General features: G+C 44.7%; 11 protein-coding genes and 3 riboswitches. Of the genes, 1 reads left to right on the plus strand and 10 read right to left on the minus strand.

The genetic code is table 11. From position 1 onward, the window contains the following. Positions 1 to 71: 71 nt before the first annotated feature. A riboswitch (cobalamin riboswitch) is annotated at positions 72 to 285 on the minus strand. A 27-nt stretch (positions 286 to 312) separates the two neighbouring features. From VB073_RS12185 to VB073_RS17490, 10 genes are all read right to left on the minus strand, one after another. Beyond that, on the minus strand, positions 313 to 1845 hold the full coding sequence (locus tag VB073_RS12185) for an acyl-CoA carboxylase subunit beta (protein WP_323404477.1): 1533 nt from the start codon (positions 1843 to 1845) through the stop codon (positions 313 to 315). 11 nt (positions 1846 to 1856) lie between these two features. Then, positions 1857 to 2360, minus strand: coding sequence for a biotin/lipoyl-containing protein (locus VB073_RS12190; protein WP_323404457.1), 504 nt, complete (start codon positions 2358 to 2360; stop codon positions 1857 to 1859). Between the two features lie 12 nt (positions 2361 to 2372). Beyond that, entirely contained in the window at positions 2373 to 3881 is a 1509-nt protein-coding gene (gene accC / locus VB073_RS12195; protein ID WP_323404458.1) for an acetyl-CoA carboxylase biotin carboxylase subunit, read from the minus strand. Between the two features lie 256 nt (positions 3882 to 4137). Beyond that, positions 4138 to 5814 (minus strand): putative transporter, encoded by a 1677-nt coding sequence (locus tag VB073_RS12200; protein ID WP_323404459.1) that lies wholly within the window; start codon positions 5812 to 5814, stop codon positions 4138 to 4140. 20 nt (positions 5815 to 5834) lie between these two features. Continuing rightward, entirely contained in the window at positions 5835 to 8132 is a 2298-nt protein-coding gene (gene metE, locus VB073_RS12205) for a 5-methyltetrahydropteroyltriglutamate--homocysteine S-methyltransferase (protein WP_323404460.1), read from the minus strand. Positions 8133 to 8295: 163 nt separating this feature from the next. Then, positions 8296 to 8488: riboswitch (cobalamin riboswitch) on the minus strand. 50 nt (positions 8489 to 8538) lie between these two features. Beyond that, the gene (gene nrdF, locus VB073_RS12210) at positions 8539 to 9534 is read right to left on the minus strand and encodes a class 1b ribonucleoside-diphosphate reductase subunit beta (protein WP_323404461.1); all 996 of its coding nucleotides are present in this window, start codon (positions 9532 to 9534) and stop codon (positions 8539 to 8541) included. A 221-nt stretch (positions 9535 to 9755) separates the two neighbouring features. Continuing rightward, positions 9756 to 11846, minus strand: coding sequence for a class 1b ribonucleoside-diphosphate reductase subunit alpha (gene nrdE / locus VB073_RS12215; RefSeq protein WP_323404462.1), 2091 nt, complete (start codon positions 11844 to 11846; stop codon positions 9756 to 9758). A gap of 78 nt (positions 11847 to 11924) precedes the next feature. Beyond that, the gene (gene nrdI / locus VB073_RS12220; protein WP_323404463.1) at positions 11925 to 12293 is read right to left on the minus strand and encodes a class Ib ribonucleoside-diphosphate reductase assembly flavoprotein NrdI; all 369 of its coding nucleotides are present in this window, start codon (positions 12291 to 12293) and stop codon (positions 11925 to 11927) included. Then, positions 12290 to 12529: a thioredoxin family protein gene (locus VB073_RS12225; protein ID WP_323404464.1), complete on the minus strand. Its 240-nt coding sequence runs from the start codon at positions 12527 to 12529 to the stop codon at positions 12290 to 12292. Before VB073_RS12225 ends, nrdI begins: the two co-directional genes overlap by 4 nt. Positions 12530 to 12661: 132 nt before the next feature. After that, positions 12662 to 12867, minus strand: a riboswitch (cobalamin riboswitch). A 299-nt stretch (positions 12868 to 13166) separates the two neighbouring features. Next, complete coding sequence (locus tag VB073_RS17490) at positions 13167 to 13397, minus strand: cysteine-rich CWC family protein (RefSeq protein WP_416349542.1); 231 nt, start codon at positions 13395 to 13397, stop codon at positions 13167 to 13169. Positions 13398 to 14083: 686 nt separating this feature from the next. Here VB073_RS17490 and VB073_RS12230 point away from each other — a divergent pair. Then, a complete protein-coding gene (locus VB073_RS12230; protein ID WP_323404465.1) occupies positions 14084 to 17149 on the plus strand; it encodes a TonB-dependent receptor in 3066 nt (1021 codons plus the stop codon). Positions 17150 to 17170 lie beyond the last annotated feature (21 nt).

A 17170-nucleotide genomic window follows, 5' to 3' on the forward strand; every position in this document is an offset into this window, starting at 1 on the left:
TATAAAATGATCACGAATGGATAAAGGAATGATTCCTCTCGATGTTGTAAGCTCTAATCCCCGAAAGCTATAAAACATATTTTAATTCTGGCAGGTCTTCTGACTTACTCCCGTGTCCGGACGCCTTCCCATTCCTGTTTATCGGAACAGTGGCATTGAGGTATTTGTCCGGCACGTAAGCGGAGCTTACAGCAGCGGGTCTGTTCAGGATTTACACCTGATTCCCTTTTCATCATTCATTTCGAAGCCGTTGAAATGAATAACACCAAAACTGAGTACAAAGGTAGGGTATTCTTTTGAATACGAAAATTTTTATAGCGGAATATTCCCGTGTTTTTTTGGCGGATTGGTCTCCGTCTTATTGGCTGTCATTTCCAATGCCTGGATGAGTTTGTAGCGGGTATCTTTCGGCAGGATAATCTCATCGATATATCCTTTTTCTGCAGCCCGGTATGGATTGGAAAACAGTTCGGTGTATTCGTTCAGCGCGTTCTGGCGTTCCTCTTCATTGGAGGAACGATAGAGCACGTTCACCGCACCTGCGGCACCCATCACCGCGATTTCCGCATTCGGATAGGCCAGGTTAACGTCTGCTCCCGTCTCTTTGGACGACATCACGATATAGGCACCGCCATAGGCTTTACGGGTAATCAGCGTTATTTTCGGGACGGTGGCTTCCACATAAGCGAAGACGATCTTGGCTCCGTGCCGGATGATACCGCTGTGCTCCTGGTCACGTCCGGGAAGGAAGCCCGGCACATCCTCAAAGGTAATGATCGGTATATCGAAGCAGTCGCAGAAACGGATAAACCGTGCTGCTTTGTCGGACGCATCGATATCCAGTACGCCGGCGAGGTAAGCCGGTTGATTGGCCACGATACCGACCGAACGGCCGCCCATGCGGGCAAATCCCACTATGATATTCTGCGCGAATTGCGGCATGATCTCGAAGAAGTAATTCTCATCCACCACCTCTTCAATCAGTTCTTTCATATTATAGGGGATATTGGGATCATCGGGGATGAGCTTCTGTAGTTCGGGGGATTCCCGGTTAATGCTATCGTTGGTAGGCACTACCGGAGGATCTTCCATATTGTTGGAAGGGAGAAAACTCAGCAATTCGCGGATCATCATCAGTGTTTCCTCCTCATCTTCGCCCACAAAATGTGCCACCCCGCTTTTGGATGCATGGGTATTTGCCCCTCCCAGCTCTTCCTTGGTCAACTCTTCGTGTGTGACCGTTTTGACTACATCCGGGCCGGTGACAAACATATAACTTTTTTCCTTCACCATAAAGATGAAATCGGTAAGGGCAGGGGAATAGCACGCACCACCGGCACATGGCCCCAGGATAGCGGAGATCTGGGGCACCACACCCGAAGCCTTGATATTCTGATAGAAGATATCGGAATAACCGCTAAGGGCGACCACTCCTTCCTGGATACGGGCTCCGCCCGAATCGTTCAATGCGACGATAGGAGCACCGTTCTTCATTGCCAGCTTCTGTACTTTGACAATCTTATTGGCATTGGTACGGCTCAGTGAACCACCGAATACCGTGAAATCGTAGGCGTAGACATATACCAGTCGCCCGTCTATTTTTCCGTAACCGGCCACTACACCGTCGCCATCAATCCGTTTGTTTTGCATGCCGTAGTTGTGGCATTCGTGAACCACAAATTTATCGATTTCGACAAACGTATTGTCATCCAACAACATGTCTATCCTCTCACGGGCAGTTTGTTTACCGGCTTGCTTCTGTTTTTCGATTGCCTTTTCCCCGCCACCCAATTCGGCAGCTTTATTCTTTTCCTCGAAGGCCTGATATATTTCTTCTAATGTCATCATTGCTGTTTTTAGTTGGTTTTAAAGGATATCAGTAATTGACCACGCGCCACGGAATCGCCTTCTCCTACGTGGATCTTCTCCACGATGGCATTCTGGGCGGCCGTGTAGGTGCTCTGCATCTTCATGGCTTCCACCACGATGAGCGGATCGCCCTGCTTTACCTCCATCCCTTCCGAGACCATTACTTTTATGATCTTTCCCGGCATTGGGGAGGTAATGGTTTCCTGCACCTCTTCCTCTGCAGATCTTCGTCCTCTTAAATATTTCTTCTGGGGATTGGAGAGTTCGATATCGAAATATCGGAAATTTGTCGTAATCGTATATTTACCTTCCGAATGACGTACCGATTCGGCATTGTAGGATCTTCCTTCGTGGAGGATAGAGCAGAATCCGTTCTCCGACATCACCACGTCGATATCGTATATCTTCCCGTCCAGTGAGATCTCGACCCTGTTTCCATCTTTGGAGATCAGCTCCACCTCACAGGTCCTGTTGTCTATTTTTGCTTTCATATCTATTCCTCCTTATATCCTCAAAACGCCCTTTTGTTTGCCGAACGCACGCCACCGGCTTATAGGAAGGTTATCGGCGGGTGATGAAGAAGGCGCATCGTTGTTATTTACTATATAATCGATATAGGCAGCGATGATGGCCATATCTTCAATTTCATTGTCGTTGACGGTAGATTCCTGCAACTTCTTGCTGTTGTCCTCGATAAAGTGCGTGGTATAATTCCCTTTTACGAAGTCACGCGTATCCATGATACGTCGCAGGTAATCGATATTGGTCTTTACCCCTGTGATCTTGTATTCATATAGCACGCGGCGCATCCGTTCCAGTGCATAGACGCGGCTGGTTGCCCAGACGATCAGCTTGCCGAGCATCGAGTCGTAATAAACCGGAATTTCGTAACCGTCATAGATAAAACTATCCACCCGCACACCTATCCCTTCAGGGGTCTGGATATGTCGGATGATACCGGGAGACGGAGCGAAGTTGTTTTCCGGGTCTTCGGCACATATACGGCATTCGATGGCATGTCCGCGCTGGTGCAGTTGTTTTTGTCGTAAACGGAGCCTTTTCCCATTGGCAATATGTATCTGTTCTTTTACAAGATCCACGCCCAGCACTTCTTCGGTAATGGGATGCTCTACCTGCAGACGGGTATTCATCTCCAGAAAATAGAAGTTCATCTCTCCATCCACCAGAAACTCAATGGTGCCGGCACCTACGTACCCGATGGATTTGGCAGCCTTTACGGCGATAGCGCCCATTGCCAGACGGGTTTTGTCATCGATAAAAGGGGAGGGGCTTTCCTCTACGATCTTCTGGTGACGACGCTGTACCGAACATTCGCGGTCGAACAGGTGTATCACGTTCCCATGCGAATCGCCTAAAAACTGTATCTCGATATGGTGGGGCGATTCGATATACTTTTCGATATAGACCGAATCGTTCCCGAACGAAGCCCTTGCTTCCGATTTGGCAGAGTCATAGGCTGCCTGTAGCTGCTTCTCTTCATATACTAAACGCATACCTTTTCCGCCTCCGCCCGCTGTTGCTTTGATAATCACGGGAAACCCTATTTTCCGGCAGACACGGAACAGATCCCTCGGCTTCAGGTCTTCCGATGTCCCGGGTACGACAGGAACTTTGGCTTTTATCATTGTACGACGTGCCGATATCTTATCGCCCATCGCCTCTATGCTCTCAGCCGAGGGCCCGATAAAGATGATGCCTTCTTCTTTACAGCGGCGTGCAAAATCGGCGTTTTCACTCAGGAACCCATAACCGGGATGAATGGCGTCCGCCTTGAACTGTTTCGCTGTTTTGATGATCTTATCGGCATTCAGATAACTCTCTTGCGAAGAGGCCAGGCCGATGCATACCGCTTCATCGGCATAAGAGACATGCTTTGAAGTACGGTCAGCCTCAGAATAGACAGCCACAGTACGAATGCCCATCTCCTTACAGGTACGCATCACACGTACGGCAATCTCGCCCCGGTTGGCTATCAAAATTTTTTGTATCATTGTTGTATAAATGGAGTTAAACCTTACAATCTTTCAGAATCAAGAATCAGCAACCGAGACTTTTAGACTCGGAAATAAAAACTAGCTGTGCCAATTGAAAAACAATAATCCCCCTAACTCTTAATTCTCGTTATCTCTAATGGAGTATAGTTCAAACAAACTTTTACTCTATTTGTTCTCATTTTAACGCTACTTGTGCATTGTGGGTGGTTCACGAAAAATGCATAAGCTCTCTATTTAGGCCGCACATTCACCTTTATATGAACAAAAGAATCAGTATCTGCGCCGAAATCACACGGAAGAACATTGTCAGTGGATAGACAGTAGAGTAGGCTACTGCCGGGGCATCATTTTCCGATATGGAATTGGAATAGGCCAGTGCCGGTGGATCGGTCATGCTTCCTGACAGTAATCCTATCAAAGTGAAATAATCCATACCGAATATTTTTTTACCGATAATTCCGGTGATCAACAGTGGCAGCGTGGTGATTACAAAACCGCAGGCAACCCACAACAGTCCGTCTGCGGAAATGGCTGTCTCCACAAATTTTCCTCCTGCAGCAAGTCCCACGCTTGCCAGGAAAAGTGAAATACCGATTTCCCTTAACATCAGGTTGGCACTCAGGGTCGTGTAAGTGATCAGCCCGATCTTATAGCCAAACCGCCCCAGAAGGATGGCCACGACCAGCGGACCACCGGCCAGGCCTAACCTGACCGGCATCGGGATACCGGGGATGGCGAAAGGAATACTCCCAGCCAGTACTCCCAACACGATTCCTATGAAAATGGTAGTGACATTGGGATGATCCAACCGTTTCAGGGTATTACCCAGCAGGTCTTCCACCTTTTTGATGGCATCCGCTTCGCCTACTACCGTCACCTTGTCGCCTACCTGCAGCACCAGATCCGGCGTAGCCAACAGATCAATACCTGCACGATGGACACGCGTGATATTGGTGCCCAGGATGGAGCGCAGATGCAGGTCGCCCACCGTTTTTCCGTTGATGTTGTTCTGGGTGATGACGATCCGGCGTGATATCAGTATCTTATCCGATTCTTTCCAGTCGAGTTCAGTTAATTCTCCCAGGAATGCAGTGACCGCTTCGGCTGCCGCACTGGAGGTGATCACAAAAAGGATATCCCCCTGTTTCAATAGGGTGTTTCCGAGAGGAACCGAGAAGTTCCCTTCCCGCATCATCCGCGATACGATAAAACTTCGTTCGACCAGCCGTTTGATATCGTGCAGTTTTTTTCCGTCGAAATGTTTATTCATCAGTCTGATGGTCAGGAATTCAATCTTTTCTGATTGTGCATCATTGGTTTCCTTGATCCTTTGATTTTCTTTCTTCAGGTCGATCCTGAAAACAAGCCGGATTACGATTAGTGATAAGATGATGCCTGTCACCCCCAAGGGATATGCTACGGCGTATCCCAAAGCTATCTGGGGAGCTTCGCCGATCACGCCCGACTCCGACAACTGCCGCAGGGTCTCCTGTGCCGCCCCAAGACCGGGCGTATTGGTGACAGCCCCTGACAGGATACCGACCATCATCGGCATCGATACACTTCCATCCAGGATATAATAGAGTCCGATTGCGACCCCCACACCGAGTAATACCACCGATACAGCCAGCAGATTCATCTTCATCCCTCCTTTTTTGAAGGAGGAGAAAAAACCGGGACCTACTTGCAGTCCGATGGAAAAGATAAACAGTATCAGTCCGAACTCCCGGATGAAATGCACGATTTCATGGTTTGCGTCAAATCCCAGATGTCCCACAAACAAACCTACGAATAATACGAATGTCACTCCCAGTGAAATACCGAATATTTTGATTTTCCCCAACGCTATTCCCCCGGAAATAATCAACGCGTACAAGAGGATGGTATGGGCAATACCCTCCTCGAAAAGAAGCGAATGAAACCACTCCATAGATTTTTAATAATTCAAAGTTAATCTCGTGCCTGTTCTTCCCGCATTTGCCGGGCTGCTTTCACCATCGTGATCAGCGACTCTTCCGTCTCTTTCCAGCCTCGTGTTTTCAATCCACAGTCGGGGTTGACCCATAGCTGCTCCTGTGGAATAACCCGGGCAGCTTTCCTGAGCAAATCTACAATCTCTTCTACACCTGGTACCCGTGGTGAGTGGATATCATATACACCGGGACCGATATCGTTCGGATAGCTGAAGCGGACAAAGGCATCCAGTAGTTCCATCTGCGAACGGGAACATTCGATGGTAATCACGTCGGCATCCATAAGGGCGATATGTTCGATGATATCGTTGAATTCGGAGTAACACATATGTGTATGGATCTGGGTTTTGTCTTCCACACCCGTCGAAGCAATACAGAACGCCTTTACCGCCCAATCCAGATAGTCTTTCCAGTCGTTTTTCCGGATCGGCAACCCTTCCCTAATTGCTGGCTCGTCGATTTGGATGACCCTGATGCCGGCCTGTTCGAGGTCGCGCACTTCATCACGGATGGCCAATGCTATCTGCAGGCAGGTCTTGGAACGTTCCTGGTCATTTCTTACAAACGACCACTGCAGGATCGTGACCGGCCCGGTGAGCATCCCTTTCACCGGTCTGGACGTAATCGACTGCGCATAATTTGTCCAATAGAGAGTCATAGGGTGGGAGCGGGACACGTCGCCGTATATAACGGGCGGTTTCACACACCGTGAACCGTAACTCTGTACCCAACCGTTTTGCGTAAAGACGAAGCCATCGAGTTGCTCGCCGAAATACTCCACCATGTCGTTCCGTTCGAATTCACCATGTACCAGTACATCCAGGCCGATCCTTTCCTGCCATTCGATGGTCCTCCTGGTCTCTGCTTTCAGCAATAGGTCATATTCTTCTGCCGACAGTTCTCCTTTTTTGAATTTTGCCCGCCAGGAGCGTACCTCTTTTGTCTGCGGGAAAGAACCGATGGTGGTAGTAGGATAGGAGGGGAGGTGTAACACCTGCTGCTGTATACTTTTCCTTTCTGAAAACGGACTTTTCCGTTTGGTATCATCGTCCGGTACGGTAGCGCATCGTTCTTCTACTCTTTTGTTGTGAATCAGCGAAGAGGTACCTTTATCATTCATTACCCGCCTGTTCGTTTCCAAAGCATCCCTAACGGATGGATCTCCTTTCGCCAGCTTCTTTAACAGGGCCAGTTCTTCCACTTTCTGCCGGGCGAAGGCCATCCACTGTTTTATTTCGGGGGTAAGAGCCTTTTCGTTCGCTTCCAGATCAAGGTCGTACGGTACGTGCAGGAACGACGATGAACCGGCGATCATCACCCGTCCTTCCCCGAGTTTGTTGATCGCTTTGCCGATCATGGTCAATGACTGGTCGAAATCGTTTTTCCAGATATTGCGACCGTCCACCACACCTAATGAAAGGATCTTGTCCTCCGGGAGTTGTGACAATACATCATCCAGTTGAAACGGTGCACGTACCAAGTCGATATGCAGCGCATCCACCGGTAATTGTACTGCCAGTGCGGTGTTATCCCTTAATCCTTCAAAATAGGTTACAATCAACAATTTTAGACCGGGACAGGCTTTCCGTATGGCTGAGTAAGCTTCGGTATATGCCCTTTTTGTTTGTTCGTCGATATCCGTCGTCAGGAAAGGCTCGTCGAGTTGCACCCATGCCGCTCCTGCTTCTTCTAATTCTTTGAGCATTTCGATATATATGGGCAGCAACCGATCTAACAAATCGGTTCGATGGAATCCCTCTTCTTTTTCCTTACCTGATAAGAGATAGGAGACAGGACCCAGTAATACCGGCTTGGTTTCGATGCCCTGTGCTTTCCCTTCCCGGTACTCTTCAAGCGCCTTATTGTAAAACAGGGAGAAGTGTTGAGTTTTGGTAAATTCGGGAACAATATAGTGATAATTGGTGTCGAACCATTTGGTCATTTCCATCGCAGTGATATCCATGCCATCCCGCTGGTAACCGCGCGCCATGGCAAAATAAAGTGCCAGCCTGTCGTTTTGCAGTGAAGCATAACGGGGAGGGATGGCGCCAATCGTTAGTGTAGTATCCAGTACCTGATCGTAGAAAGAGAAGTCGTTTGAAGGGATAAGGTCTATGCCCGCCTTTTTCTGCAACGTCCAATTTTGCTGTCTGATTGCTGCTCCGGTTTTCAGTAGTTCATTTTCGGTGATATTACCTGCCCAGAAGCTTTCGCAGGCTTTTTTCAGTTCGCGCCGGTTACCGATCCGCGGGTAACCAAGAATGTTAGTTTGCATCGCTTTTAACTTTTTAAAGTGAATAACCCATGAAGCTAAAAGCTCTTTTCCGAACTTTCGCAATGCAACGACCGATAAAAAGGATGGAGTAAAGCAGGGATATTTCTTCCCTTATACACAGGGAGAAACGAATGAGCCTGACCATATACTTTTATCGCGAAGCATTGTCAATCCGAATTAAGGCAGGTCTCCTGACTTGCACGATTTCCGCCATCCTTCCCATCCCGATCTGTCGGGGCAGTGGATATTTAACAGGCGGAAACATTGACCGTGCTTACAGTTGCGCGACAGTCCACGATTTTCACGTGGTTCCCTATTATCCCTTTTTAGGGGGCACCTTACTGGTTGAAGAAATGATAAAAAGAACTTTTACGCGTCAAAGATAGGGAAAAATAGATGAATAACATCAAATCTCCATCTCCAATTCTTTTTTCATGTTGAAATCATCGTCGTGAAGATGTACCACCTCAAGGGTCTTTTCGTAATTGGTCGATTTTTTGGAGAAGAAATCGTGTTGTGTTGTTTCCACATTCAGACCGTTCAATACGATCGGGTTCACTTCATTGATTTCGTAACGCGGTTCGAAGCCGAGGTTCATCAACGCCTTGTTACCGTTGTACCGGATATATTCCTTTACTTCGGCTCCGAGGCCTACATCGCTGTAAACATGATCAGTATACTTCATCTCGTTGTCATAAAGTATATCCATCAGGGAGAGTAGTTCGGCTTTCAGTTTTTCCTTTTTCTTTTCGTTGAAAGTGTTGAAAATCTCCTGTGCAAGCAACCCTACAAATACTCCGTGGATCGATTCGTCGGCGATGATTTTTTTTATGATATCGCAACTGGCCACCATCTGTCCTTGCCCGGCCAACCATAAGGGAAGGAAGAAACCGCTGTAGAAGAGGAATGTTTCAAGCATCACCGAAGCGACCAATGCCATGTATATCTCTTCCTGGGATACATTATCCTTGTCGAGTTTCCGGTAATAGCTGTCGATGGTTTTAGCTTTGAATTGTAGCTGCTCGTTAGTGGATGCCCATTCGAAAATAGCATCAATCTCGGTGGTAGAAGCCACGGTGGTGAAGATGGTCGAATAGGATTTGGCATGGATAGCTTCCATCATACACATATAGGAAAGTACCGACTTGTTTTGCAATCCCTCGATATTATCGATCACTTTGGGCATGCCGGTATGGCTCTGCAGGGTGTCGAGCAGAGTCAGTCCTCCCAATGCTTTTTTATAGGCTTCACGCAGTTCGGGTGAAAGCGATTTCCAGGAGTCGATATCTTTCGAGGGGATATATTCGGTATCGATCCAGAACTGTTTCAGGTTTTGTTCCCAGAACATCTCCACGTAGTCATTCTCGGGAGTATTCCAGTTGACGGCTTTAAATTGTTTCATTATGAATAAATATTAGAGCCAAGAATCAAGAGCCAAGACACAAGACTTTTCATTCCTATTGTTAGGATGCAAGGGGTCTTTACTAATTAATGCTGGCCGTTGATTTATGCTTGTTTTTTATAATTGTTGTTTTTATTTTGTGAACACTTTTGGAATATGTATCCGACTGGTCACAAAATATCATTTGTCGAACGATTTGGTCGAGTACATACTACTGATAGTTATACCGAGCAGGAGATACAGTCTTCAACTGTTGTTTTCCTTGTCCGCGTATAATACAATGATTTCAATCCCGCTTTATGGGCGTAGATATAATACCGTGCCAGATCGCGGGTAGTATGACTGCTCTTGGTATGTAGTATGGTCGATATACCCTGGTCCACATGACGCTGGATCACCGAGATCAGCCTTATCACTTTCATCTGGTCCATATCATACGCCGACTTGTAAAAAAAGTAATTGTCATTGGTGAGGTAAGGCATCGGATAAAATGATGTACTATCGCCATATTCACGTACCTCAATCGTATCCACTACAGGCATTACCGAAGCGGTAGAACTCATAATGTAAGAGGTCGATTGGTTGGGTGCTATTGCCAACCGGTAGGCATGATACAGGCCGTGTTGCATCACCTGTTCCTTCAGGTTGTTCCACTCTTCGATTCCCGGGATTTCAATTCCTTCAAACAACGCTTTCACCTTATCGGTTTTAGGCAGATAATCCTTTTCGGTATACTTATCGAAATAGGTTCCTTTGGCATATTCCGATTTATCGAAATCCTTGAAGATAATTCCTTTTTCACGGGCTATCTCCATGGAACGCTCCAGCGAGTAGAAATTCATCATCATGAAAAAGACGTTGCAGAAGTCGAGTGCTTCGGTACTTTCGTACGAGATAAAATTCTTGGCAAACAACCCGTGCAGATTCATCGCTCCCAATCCTACGCTGTGCAGCTCCTCGTTGGCCTTTTTGATGGAAGGGACAATATCGATATTGGAGATATCCGAAACGACCGTCAGCGAGCTGATGGCAGTTTTCACCGCTTCCTTGATCCGTTTGTTATCCATTACGGTCACGATATTCAGCGACCCTAGATTACAGGAAATACCCCGGCGGATCACATCCTCCTCGTAATAATCGTTGATCTCCGATACTTCCGACAACTGCATGATCTCGGTGCAGAGGTTGGAGAATTTCACTTCACCGATATCTTTCAGCGCGTGCTCGCGGTTGGCATTGTCCTTGAAGAAAAGATAGGGATATCCGCTCTCTTTTTGTGTCTGTGCGATCTTTACCAGCAGCAGTCGGGCATTGAGCCTTTTCTTCCTTACTTTGGGGTTATCGATCAGTTCGGTGTACATCTTATTGATATCCATATCGTCGAGGTACTGTCCGTACGCCTGATAGACGGTATGCGGATAAAACACATAGAACGGTTCATCCTTTTCGGCAAGCTCCATAAACTTGTCAGGCACCACCACACCGATGGAGAGGGATTTGATACGTACTTTCTCGTCCACGTTGATCTTCTTGCAATCGAGGAATTCCTCGATATCGGAGTGGAATACATTCAGGTAGACCGCTCCGGCACCGGGCCGTTGTCCCAGTTGATTGGCATAGGAGAAGACATCCTCTAAAAGCTTCATCACCGGCAATACGCCGCTGGCACGTCCCTCCACCCCTTTTATCGCTTCCGAACGTCCGCGCAGCTTGGAGAGGTTGAGTGAAACACCGCCGCCGATAGAGGAAAGTTTCATCGAAGAGTTGATTGCGTAGCCGATCCCGTTCAGGCTGTCACCTATTTCGTCAAGGAAACAGGAAACCAGTTCTCCCGATCGTTTTTTACCGGCGTTTAGGAAAGTGGGTGTGGCGGGTTGGTATTCCTGGTTGATAAACAATTCGGCATATTCCATCGCCTGGTTTATATCACCCCGCCCGAGATAGAGTGCCGCACAGGCTAATCGGTCTTCGTACCTTTCCAGGAATTTCTCACCGCTATCGTCCCGCAAGGCATAGTTCTGGAAGAATTTGAACGCGCTGATATAAGAGGGGAAACGGAATTTTTTTTCATACATCAAATCATACACCTGTTTGATATCTTCAAAGGAATACCATTCCAGCAAATTCTCGTAATAGTTGTTTTCGATCAGGTAATCTATCTTTTCTTTCAGCGTATAAAAGAAGACGGTGTTTTTGTTCACATATTCGAGAAAATAGGAACGTACAGCCTCTTTGTCCTTCTCGAACTGAAACTCATCGTCCTTTTTCACCATTACCTGATTGTTGAGTAATATCCAGTTTTTTACTTTCATTTTTTTTCTTTTAGAATCAAGATTCAAGAGCCAAGAACCAAGACTTTTTTTTATAAATTAAAAATTAAGAGTGAAGAATTAAAAGTGATAAGTATTCACTCTCTCGATAAAGGCAATTACATCCCGTTCCAATCCCGACAGTTCGAACTTCAGCAGTATCGGTATTCCATATCTTGCCGAGGTCTTGTCGGCTGCCAGACCGAAGTTGGTACCCCAGTTCATATTTCCGCTCGATGAAACAGATAGAATAGAGGAGCGGTTTTCCTGCATAAAGCGCTCAGTGGTTTCCGGCACATGACCTATCATGGTCGTATAGGTAATCAGGTGGCCGGGAGTTGATGCGACCAGATGATCCGCTATCTTCAGGCATTGCCATCCGGTTTTAGCTTCTATCTTGCGTACAAAACGCTCCACATTGCCCGTCCTGCTGTCGTAATAGATTGTCATAGTTGCGCTACCATTGTATTGAGTTTCTCCGGGTCGTAGCCTATAATACGCACCAATTCTTCGCTCCCGTCGATCAGGATAGTGGTGGGAACCGATCGCACTTTATGCTTCATCGCCAATTCAGGGCTATTAAACGGATTGACTACTTCAAATGCAATGTTTTTATCTTCAAGGAATCGCGATACCATAACGCACGGATTGCAATCTTCTTTTTCAAATTTGACAATTTTTCTCATTTTGATCTGCTTTATATGTTATTAAATAGTCTATATATACATGACATATCCTGTCATGCGTTTGATAAATAAATATCCAATAGAATTATCCGAAATTTCCACAATAAACATTTTCTTTGTACACCCGAAAGAAAATTTATTTCCCATTTTGGCAGGTCTTCTGACTTACTCTGTTTCGGCAGCCTTCCCTTTACAGATAGATAAAAGTGGCAAAAAGAATTGCAAAAACACTTGAATGAGTTTACAGCAGCGGGATCTGTTCAGGACTTACACCTGATTCCCTTTTCATTCCGATTGAGAGGTCTCCCATCCGGAACACCAAAATGTCCAACAAATATCGAATAAAAAAATAAAATTGGTACCATAAAAAGTAATTTATTTTCTATGATATATTGATGAAGTTTATATAAATGGAAAACTTTAATCTTATTTTAAATCAAAAAGTTTTCCTTTTTGTAAATTATAATACAAATTTTTCAAGATTATAATTCCAGCTTGTAAAAGGGGATTGTCTTTTGCTTCAGGTATTAAGGGTAAATATAATCATATTTAGTTGAAATGGAATAGGGATTAAAAGGTTCAATTATCTCCTTATACTGAATTCGCAACCGCAATATTGTTTTGGTTATAAAAATTATTATTCTGTGACAGTATTTTGGTTTTTTGCTTGTTTGTTCCCTTCAGTTCTCGATTGATGAAACTCTTTTATCATTTCTCTCAAACATTTAGTGCAAATACATTCGCTATACATAGAATCGATCTGGAATGCCAGGTTAGGCGGAATATAGATATCGGCGCATTCGCACGAGAAAATATCATTAGGCCTACATTCAAATTTATTTCCGCAGCGGGGGCAATTTTTTTCCATTGTATTACTTTTTGAGTGGACATATACCAACAGACCGTATAAAAGTATAAAAAATTATAGACATTCATTCTTTTTCTTCTTTGATTTCGGCCATCAATTTATTAAATATGATTGATCTTAAAAATTTATAGGCGTAATTACATAATTAAAGTTAAAAGATTGTTTTTCATTTTGAAGTTACTATAAATTCATGCTACTTTTGCAAATCCTCCTTTAAAAGGATGAACTTTTGTAAAATTTCAGGTTAAAATGAATCATATTTCTATTCGACATATCAACAGGAACTTTAATGCATTTGGAGCAATGTGTTGCCCTATGTGTATGATGTTCGAGCAATGATGTGTCGGATAAGCTAAGATATTTGGTAAATAATAGAATATAGAAGCCCTTCCGATACATATCGGGAGGGCTTTTTTATATTTAAGTATATCCGATTTTTTTATATTGCAAATGTCAACAAGAAGAAATATTCACTATTCTACGATGATCTCTTCCGCATCTAACGCGGTAACAGGAGATGGTATATCTATGGTCATGTGTATGTGTATGTGCAGAACGCGCAGGCGCCGTCGTGTGGAATAGCAAGAGTAAAACAGCAGGTATGTAAAAACTCCACCGAACGGCTTTCGGTGGAGTTTTTTTTTAGATTGAATTTAGGTTTGAACAAATAATTGATAAAAAACAGGATGAAAAAGAGTAAACGTGTTTCCGTTTCTTTTATTGGGTTATTATTGGCTTGCTGCGTTCATGGGCAGGTTATTCTTGACGGAATGGTGGTGGATAAGGATAATCTCCCGGTTATCGGGGCTACGGTTGTGGTGAAATCTACTACCGTGGGTGTTGTGACAGGAATTGATGGAAAATTTCATTTAACCTTAGAAAACACTCTACCGGCAACCCTCACTGTAAGTTTCTTAGGGTATGAGGAGGTAGATACTGATGTTTATGAAGCGGGAAAGGAGATTCGAGTAGTATTGATGGAAACTGCCGAGAATCTCGATGAAGTAGTAGTTATTGGTTACGGAACACAGAGAAGGAGGGAGTTGACCGGGGCTGTAGGTTCAGTATCAAAACAATATCTTGAATACAATACAGCTCCCTCCCTCGACGCATTGCTGGGTGGTGCCGTTGCAGGTGTGAATGTTACACAAAGTTCCGGTCAACCGGGAGCTGCGTCAAGTATACGTATCCGTGGTGGAAATTCTATTAATGCAAGTAACGACCCCTTGTATGTGATCGACGGGATTATTGTCTATCCTCGTTCAACAAATGCAGGTGCAGGAGGAGGTGAAGTGGCGGTAGAGAGCAGTATAAATCCTCTGGCTGCTATAAATCCGGCAACCATTGAATCAATCTCAGTTTTGAAAGATGTGTCGGCCACTGCTATCTTTGGTTCACGCGGTGCAAATGGAGTAATCATTGTTACGACAAAAAAAGGACGTCGGGATAAGAATATTATCAACTATACGCTGACGACCGGATGGAGTATACCCTCCAGGCATTTACGTCTTATGGATGCGACACAATGGGCAAGAGTGCAAATAGATTATTTTGGGAATAAAGGAAATATTACCGGGGAACAACTTGCCCAAATCGGACATGGTTATGATTGGCAGGATGCTGTTTTGCAAACAGGATTCAGACAAAATCACGATATTTCGGTAAGTGGCGGAGATGAGAAAACAAGGTATCTGCTCTCCGGCAATTTTATTGACCAGTCCGGAATCATTATTAACTCCGGATTCCGTCGCTACAATATACATATAAAAATCGACCGCGATATATACCAAAACCTGACTATAGGAACAAGTACCACGTTCGGTAAAAGTAACCAGAACAGCCTGACAACTTCGAAGGAGGTAAATTACAACTCTTCACCTTTCGGAGACGGCATAACAAACTCGCTGACCTATGCCTTATTCATGCCGCCAACAGTTCCAATTTATAATGCAGATGGGAGTTACAATTACTTGAATCCATGGGAAAGCTCTCACTTTTCACTGAACGGACGACAGGCAAATCCCGTTTCCGATTTGAACAATAGCGTAGCCGAATCTATTAACAATTCGATTTTGGCGAATGTATATGCTCTTTATACAATCCGTAACGGTCTTGTGGCAAAACTTAATTTGTCCACAGACCAGAGTTCCATTACTCAAAACTTTTTCGCGCCATCTACATCAGCTCTCGGCCTTAATGAAGTGGGGGTCGGGTCTATCGGTAAGAAACAGCATGAGATATGGCAAGCCGATGCAACAATTGATTATTCCAGGCAGTTCAATGACAGCCATTTTATTAATTTTCTTGGAGGCTATACATATCAGCATGTACATGAAAACTATTTGATAAACCGGGCCAGTCATTTTACCAATGAAACCCTGAAACACAACAACCTGGGTGACGGTCAGGTGCAAACTCCGACACTAAACGGAATTTTTGCATCCCAACTGCATTCTATTATTACAAGATTGAATTATACTCTACAGGAAAAATATAATCTGACAGCCACTTTCCGTGCCGATTATTCGGATCGTTTTGCACCCGGAAAACGTTGGGGGTATTTCCCTTCCATAGGGGTTTCCTGGAACATCGATAAGGAGAAATTTCTTCAGGAACAGTCTTTGTTCAGTACTTTAAAATTACGTCTATCTGCAGGCGGGGTCGGGAATACCGAAATAGGAGACTATTTGTTCGCTCAAATTTTCAGGGCACAGAAGTATAACGGACAAACCGTATACCAAATGGATAATTTGGGTAATCCTGATCTCACATGGGAAACGACAACTCAATATAATCTCGGGCTTGACGGAGGATTAATGGAGGATCATCTTAATTTCTCTCTCGACCTGTATCATAAGAATACTTATAACTTGTTACTTGAGAAGCCTGCACCACTTGGTTCCGGAGTAGATAAACAAATGGTAAATATTGGGAATGTCCAAAATAAAGGAGTTGAATTTGGCGTGAATGCCATTTTAATTGACAAGGGAAAACTGAGATGGGATATCTCTGCCAATATTGCCCGGAATATCAATGCGGTAACCGCCCTGGGAGATGATGACCGTATCTTGTCAGGACAATACAGCGAACAGATATTGAAAGTTGGAGAGTCTTTCGGATCGTTCTACGGATTTATTTTCGATGGAATTGTGCAATCTGGTGAAGATATCTCACAATTGCCATTAGTCAATGGATCAACTCCGCAACCTGGTGATGTCAAATTTGTCGATATTCAAAAGGATGGAAGTATTGATTTGAATGACCGGGTTATTCTCGGAAGTATTCATCCTGACTTTATTTACGGATTGTCATCTTCTCTTATTTATCGCAATTTCGATTTTTTTGCATCCTTCCAGGGTTCACAAGGCAATGAAGTGGTCAATTCTCTTCGCCGGAACCTTGAACGTGCCACTTCAAGCTACAACTTATCCGCGGCTCTTCTCGATGCCTGGACTCCCGATAATCCTTCAAATGAAATACCCCGTATTTCTGCAGGATATCAAATGAAATTCATCGATAACCGGCACGTGGAAGACGCTTCATATTTTCGGATGAAGAATCTCACCATCGGATATAATATACCGAAAGTAAAGAATTTACGGGCGGGTGTCAGGATATTCCTTTCTGCGGAAAATCTCTTTACTATAACAGCTTACAAAGGTTATGACCCTGAGGTAGCTAACGGAATTGATGTTGGGGCATATCCTTCGGCAAGGACATTCTCCGTTGGTTTTGGACTGAATATTTATTAATAAATACAACTAAACAGTATT

Origin of the sequence: Proteiniphilum sp. (assembly GCF_034927365.1) — a bacterium.
Lineage (GTDB): Bacteria > Bacteroidota > Bacteroidia > Bacteroidales > Dysgonomonadaceae > Proteiniphilum.

Coding starts and splice junctions, on each gene's coding strand:
- VB073_RS12225 (WP_323404464.1), bottom strand. CDS start 12,529: ATGAGAAAAATTGTCAAATTTGAAAAAGAAGATTGCAATCCGTGCGTT.
- nrdF (WP_323404461.1), bottom strand. CDS start 9,534: ATGAAACAATTTAAAGCCGTCAACTGGAATACTCCCGAGAATGACTAC.
- nrdI (WP_323404463.1), bottom strand. CDS start 12,293: ATGACAATCTATTACGACAGCAGGACGGGCAATGTGGAGCGTTTTGTA.
- VB073_RS12200 (WP_323404459.1), bottom strand. CDS start 5,814: ATGGAGTGGTTTCATTCGCTTCTTTTCGAGGAGGGTATTGCCCATACC.
- VB073_RS12185 (WP_323404477.1), bottom strand. CDS start 1,845: ATGACATTAGAAGAAATATATCAGGCCTTCGAGGAAAAGAATAAAGCT.
- metE (WP_323404460.1), bottom strand. CDS start 8,132: ATGCAAACTAACATTCTTGGTTACCCGCGGATCGGTAACCGGCGCGAA.
- VB073_RS12230 (WP_323404465.1), top strand. CDS start 14,084: ATGAAAAAGAGTAAACGTGTTTCCGTTTCTTTTATTGGGTTATTATTG.
- accC (WP_323404458.1), bottom strand. CDS start 3,881: ATGATACAAAAAATTTTGATAGCCAACCGGGGCGAGATTGCCGTACGT.
- VB073_RS12190 (WP_323404457.1), bottom strand. CDS start 2,360: ATGAAAGCAAAAATAGACAACAGGACCTGTGAGGTGGAGCTGATCTCC.
- nrdE (WP_323404462.1), bottom strand. CDS start 11,846: ATGAAAGTAAAAAACTGGATATTACTCAACAATCAGGTAATGGTGAAA.
- VB073_RS17490 (WP_416349542.1), bottom strand. CDS start 13,397: ATGGAAAAAAATTGCCCCCGCTGCGGAAATAAATTTGAATGTAGGCCT.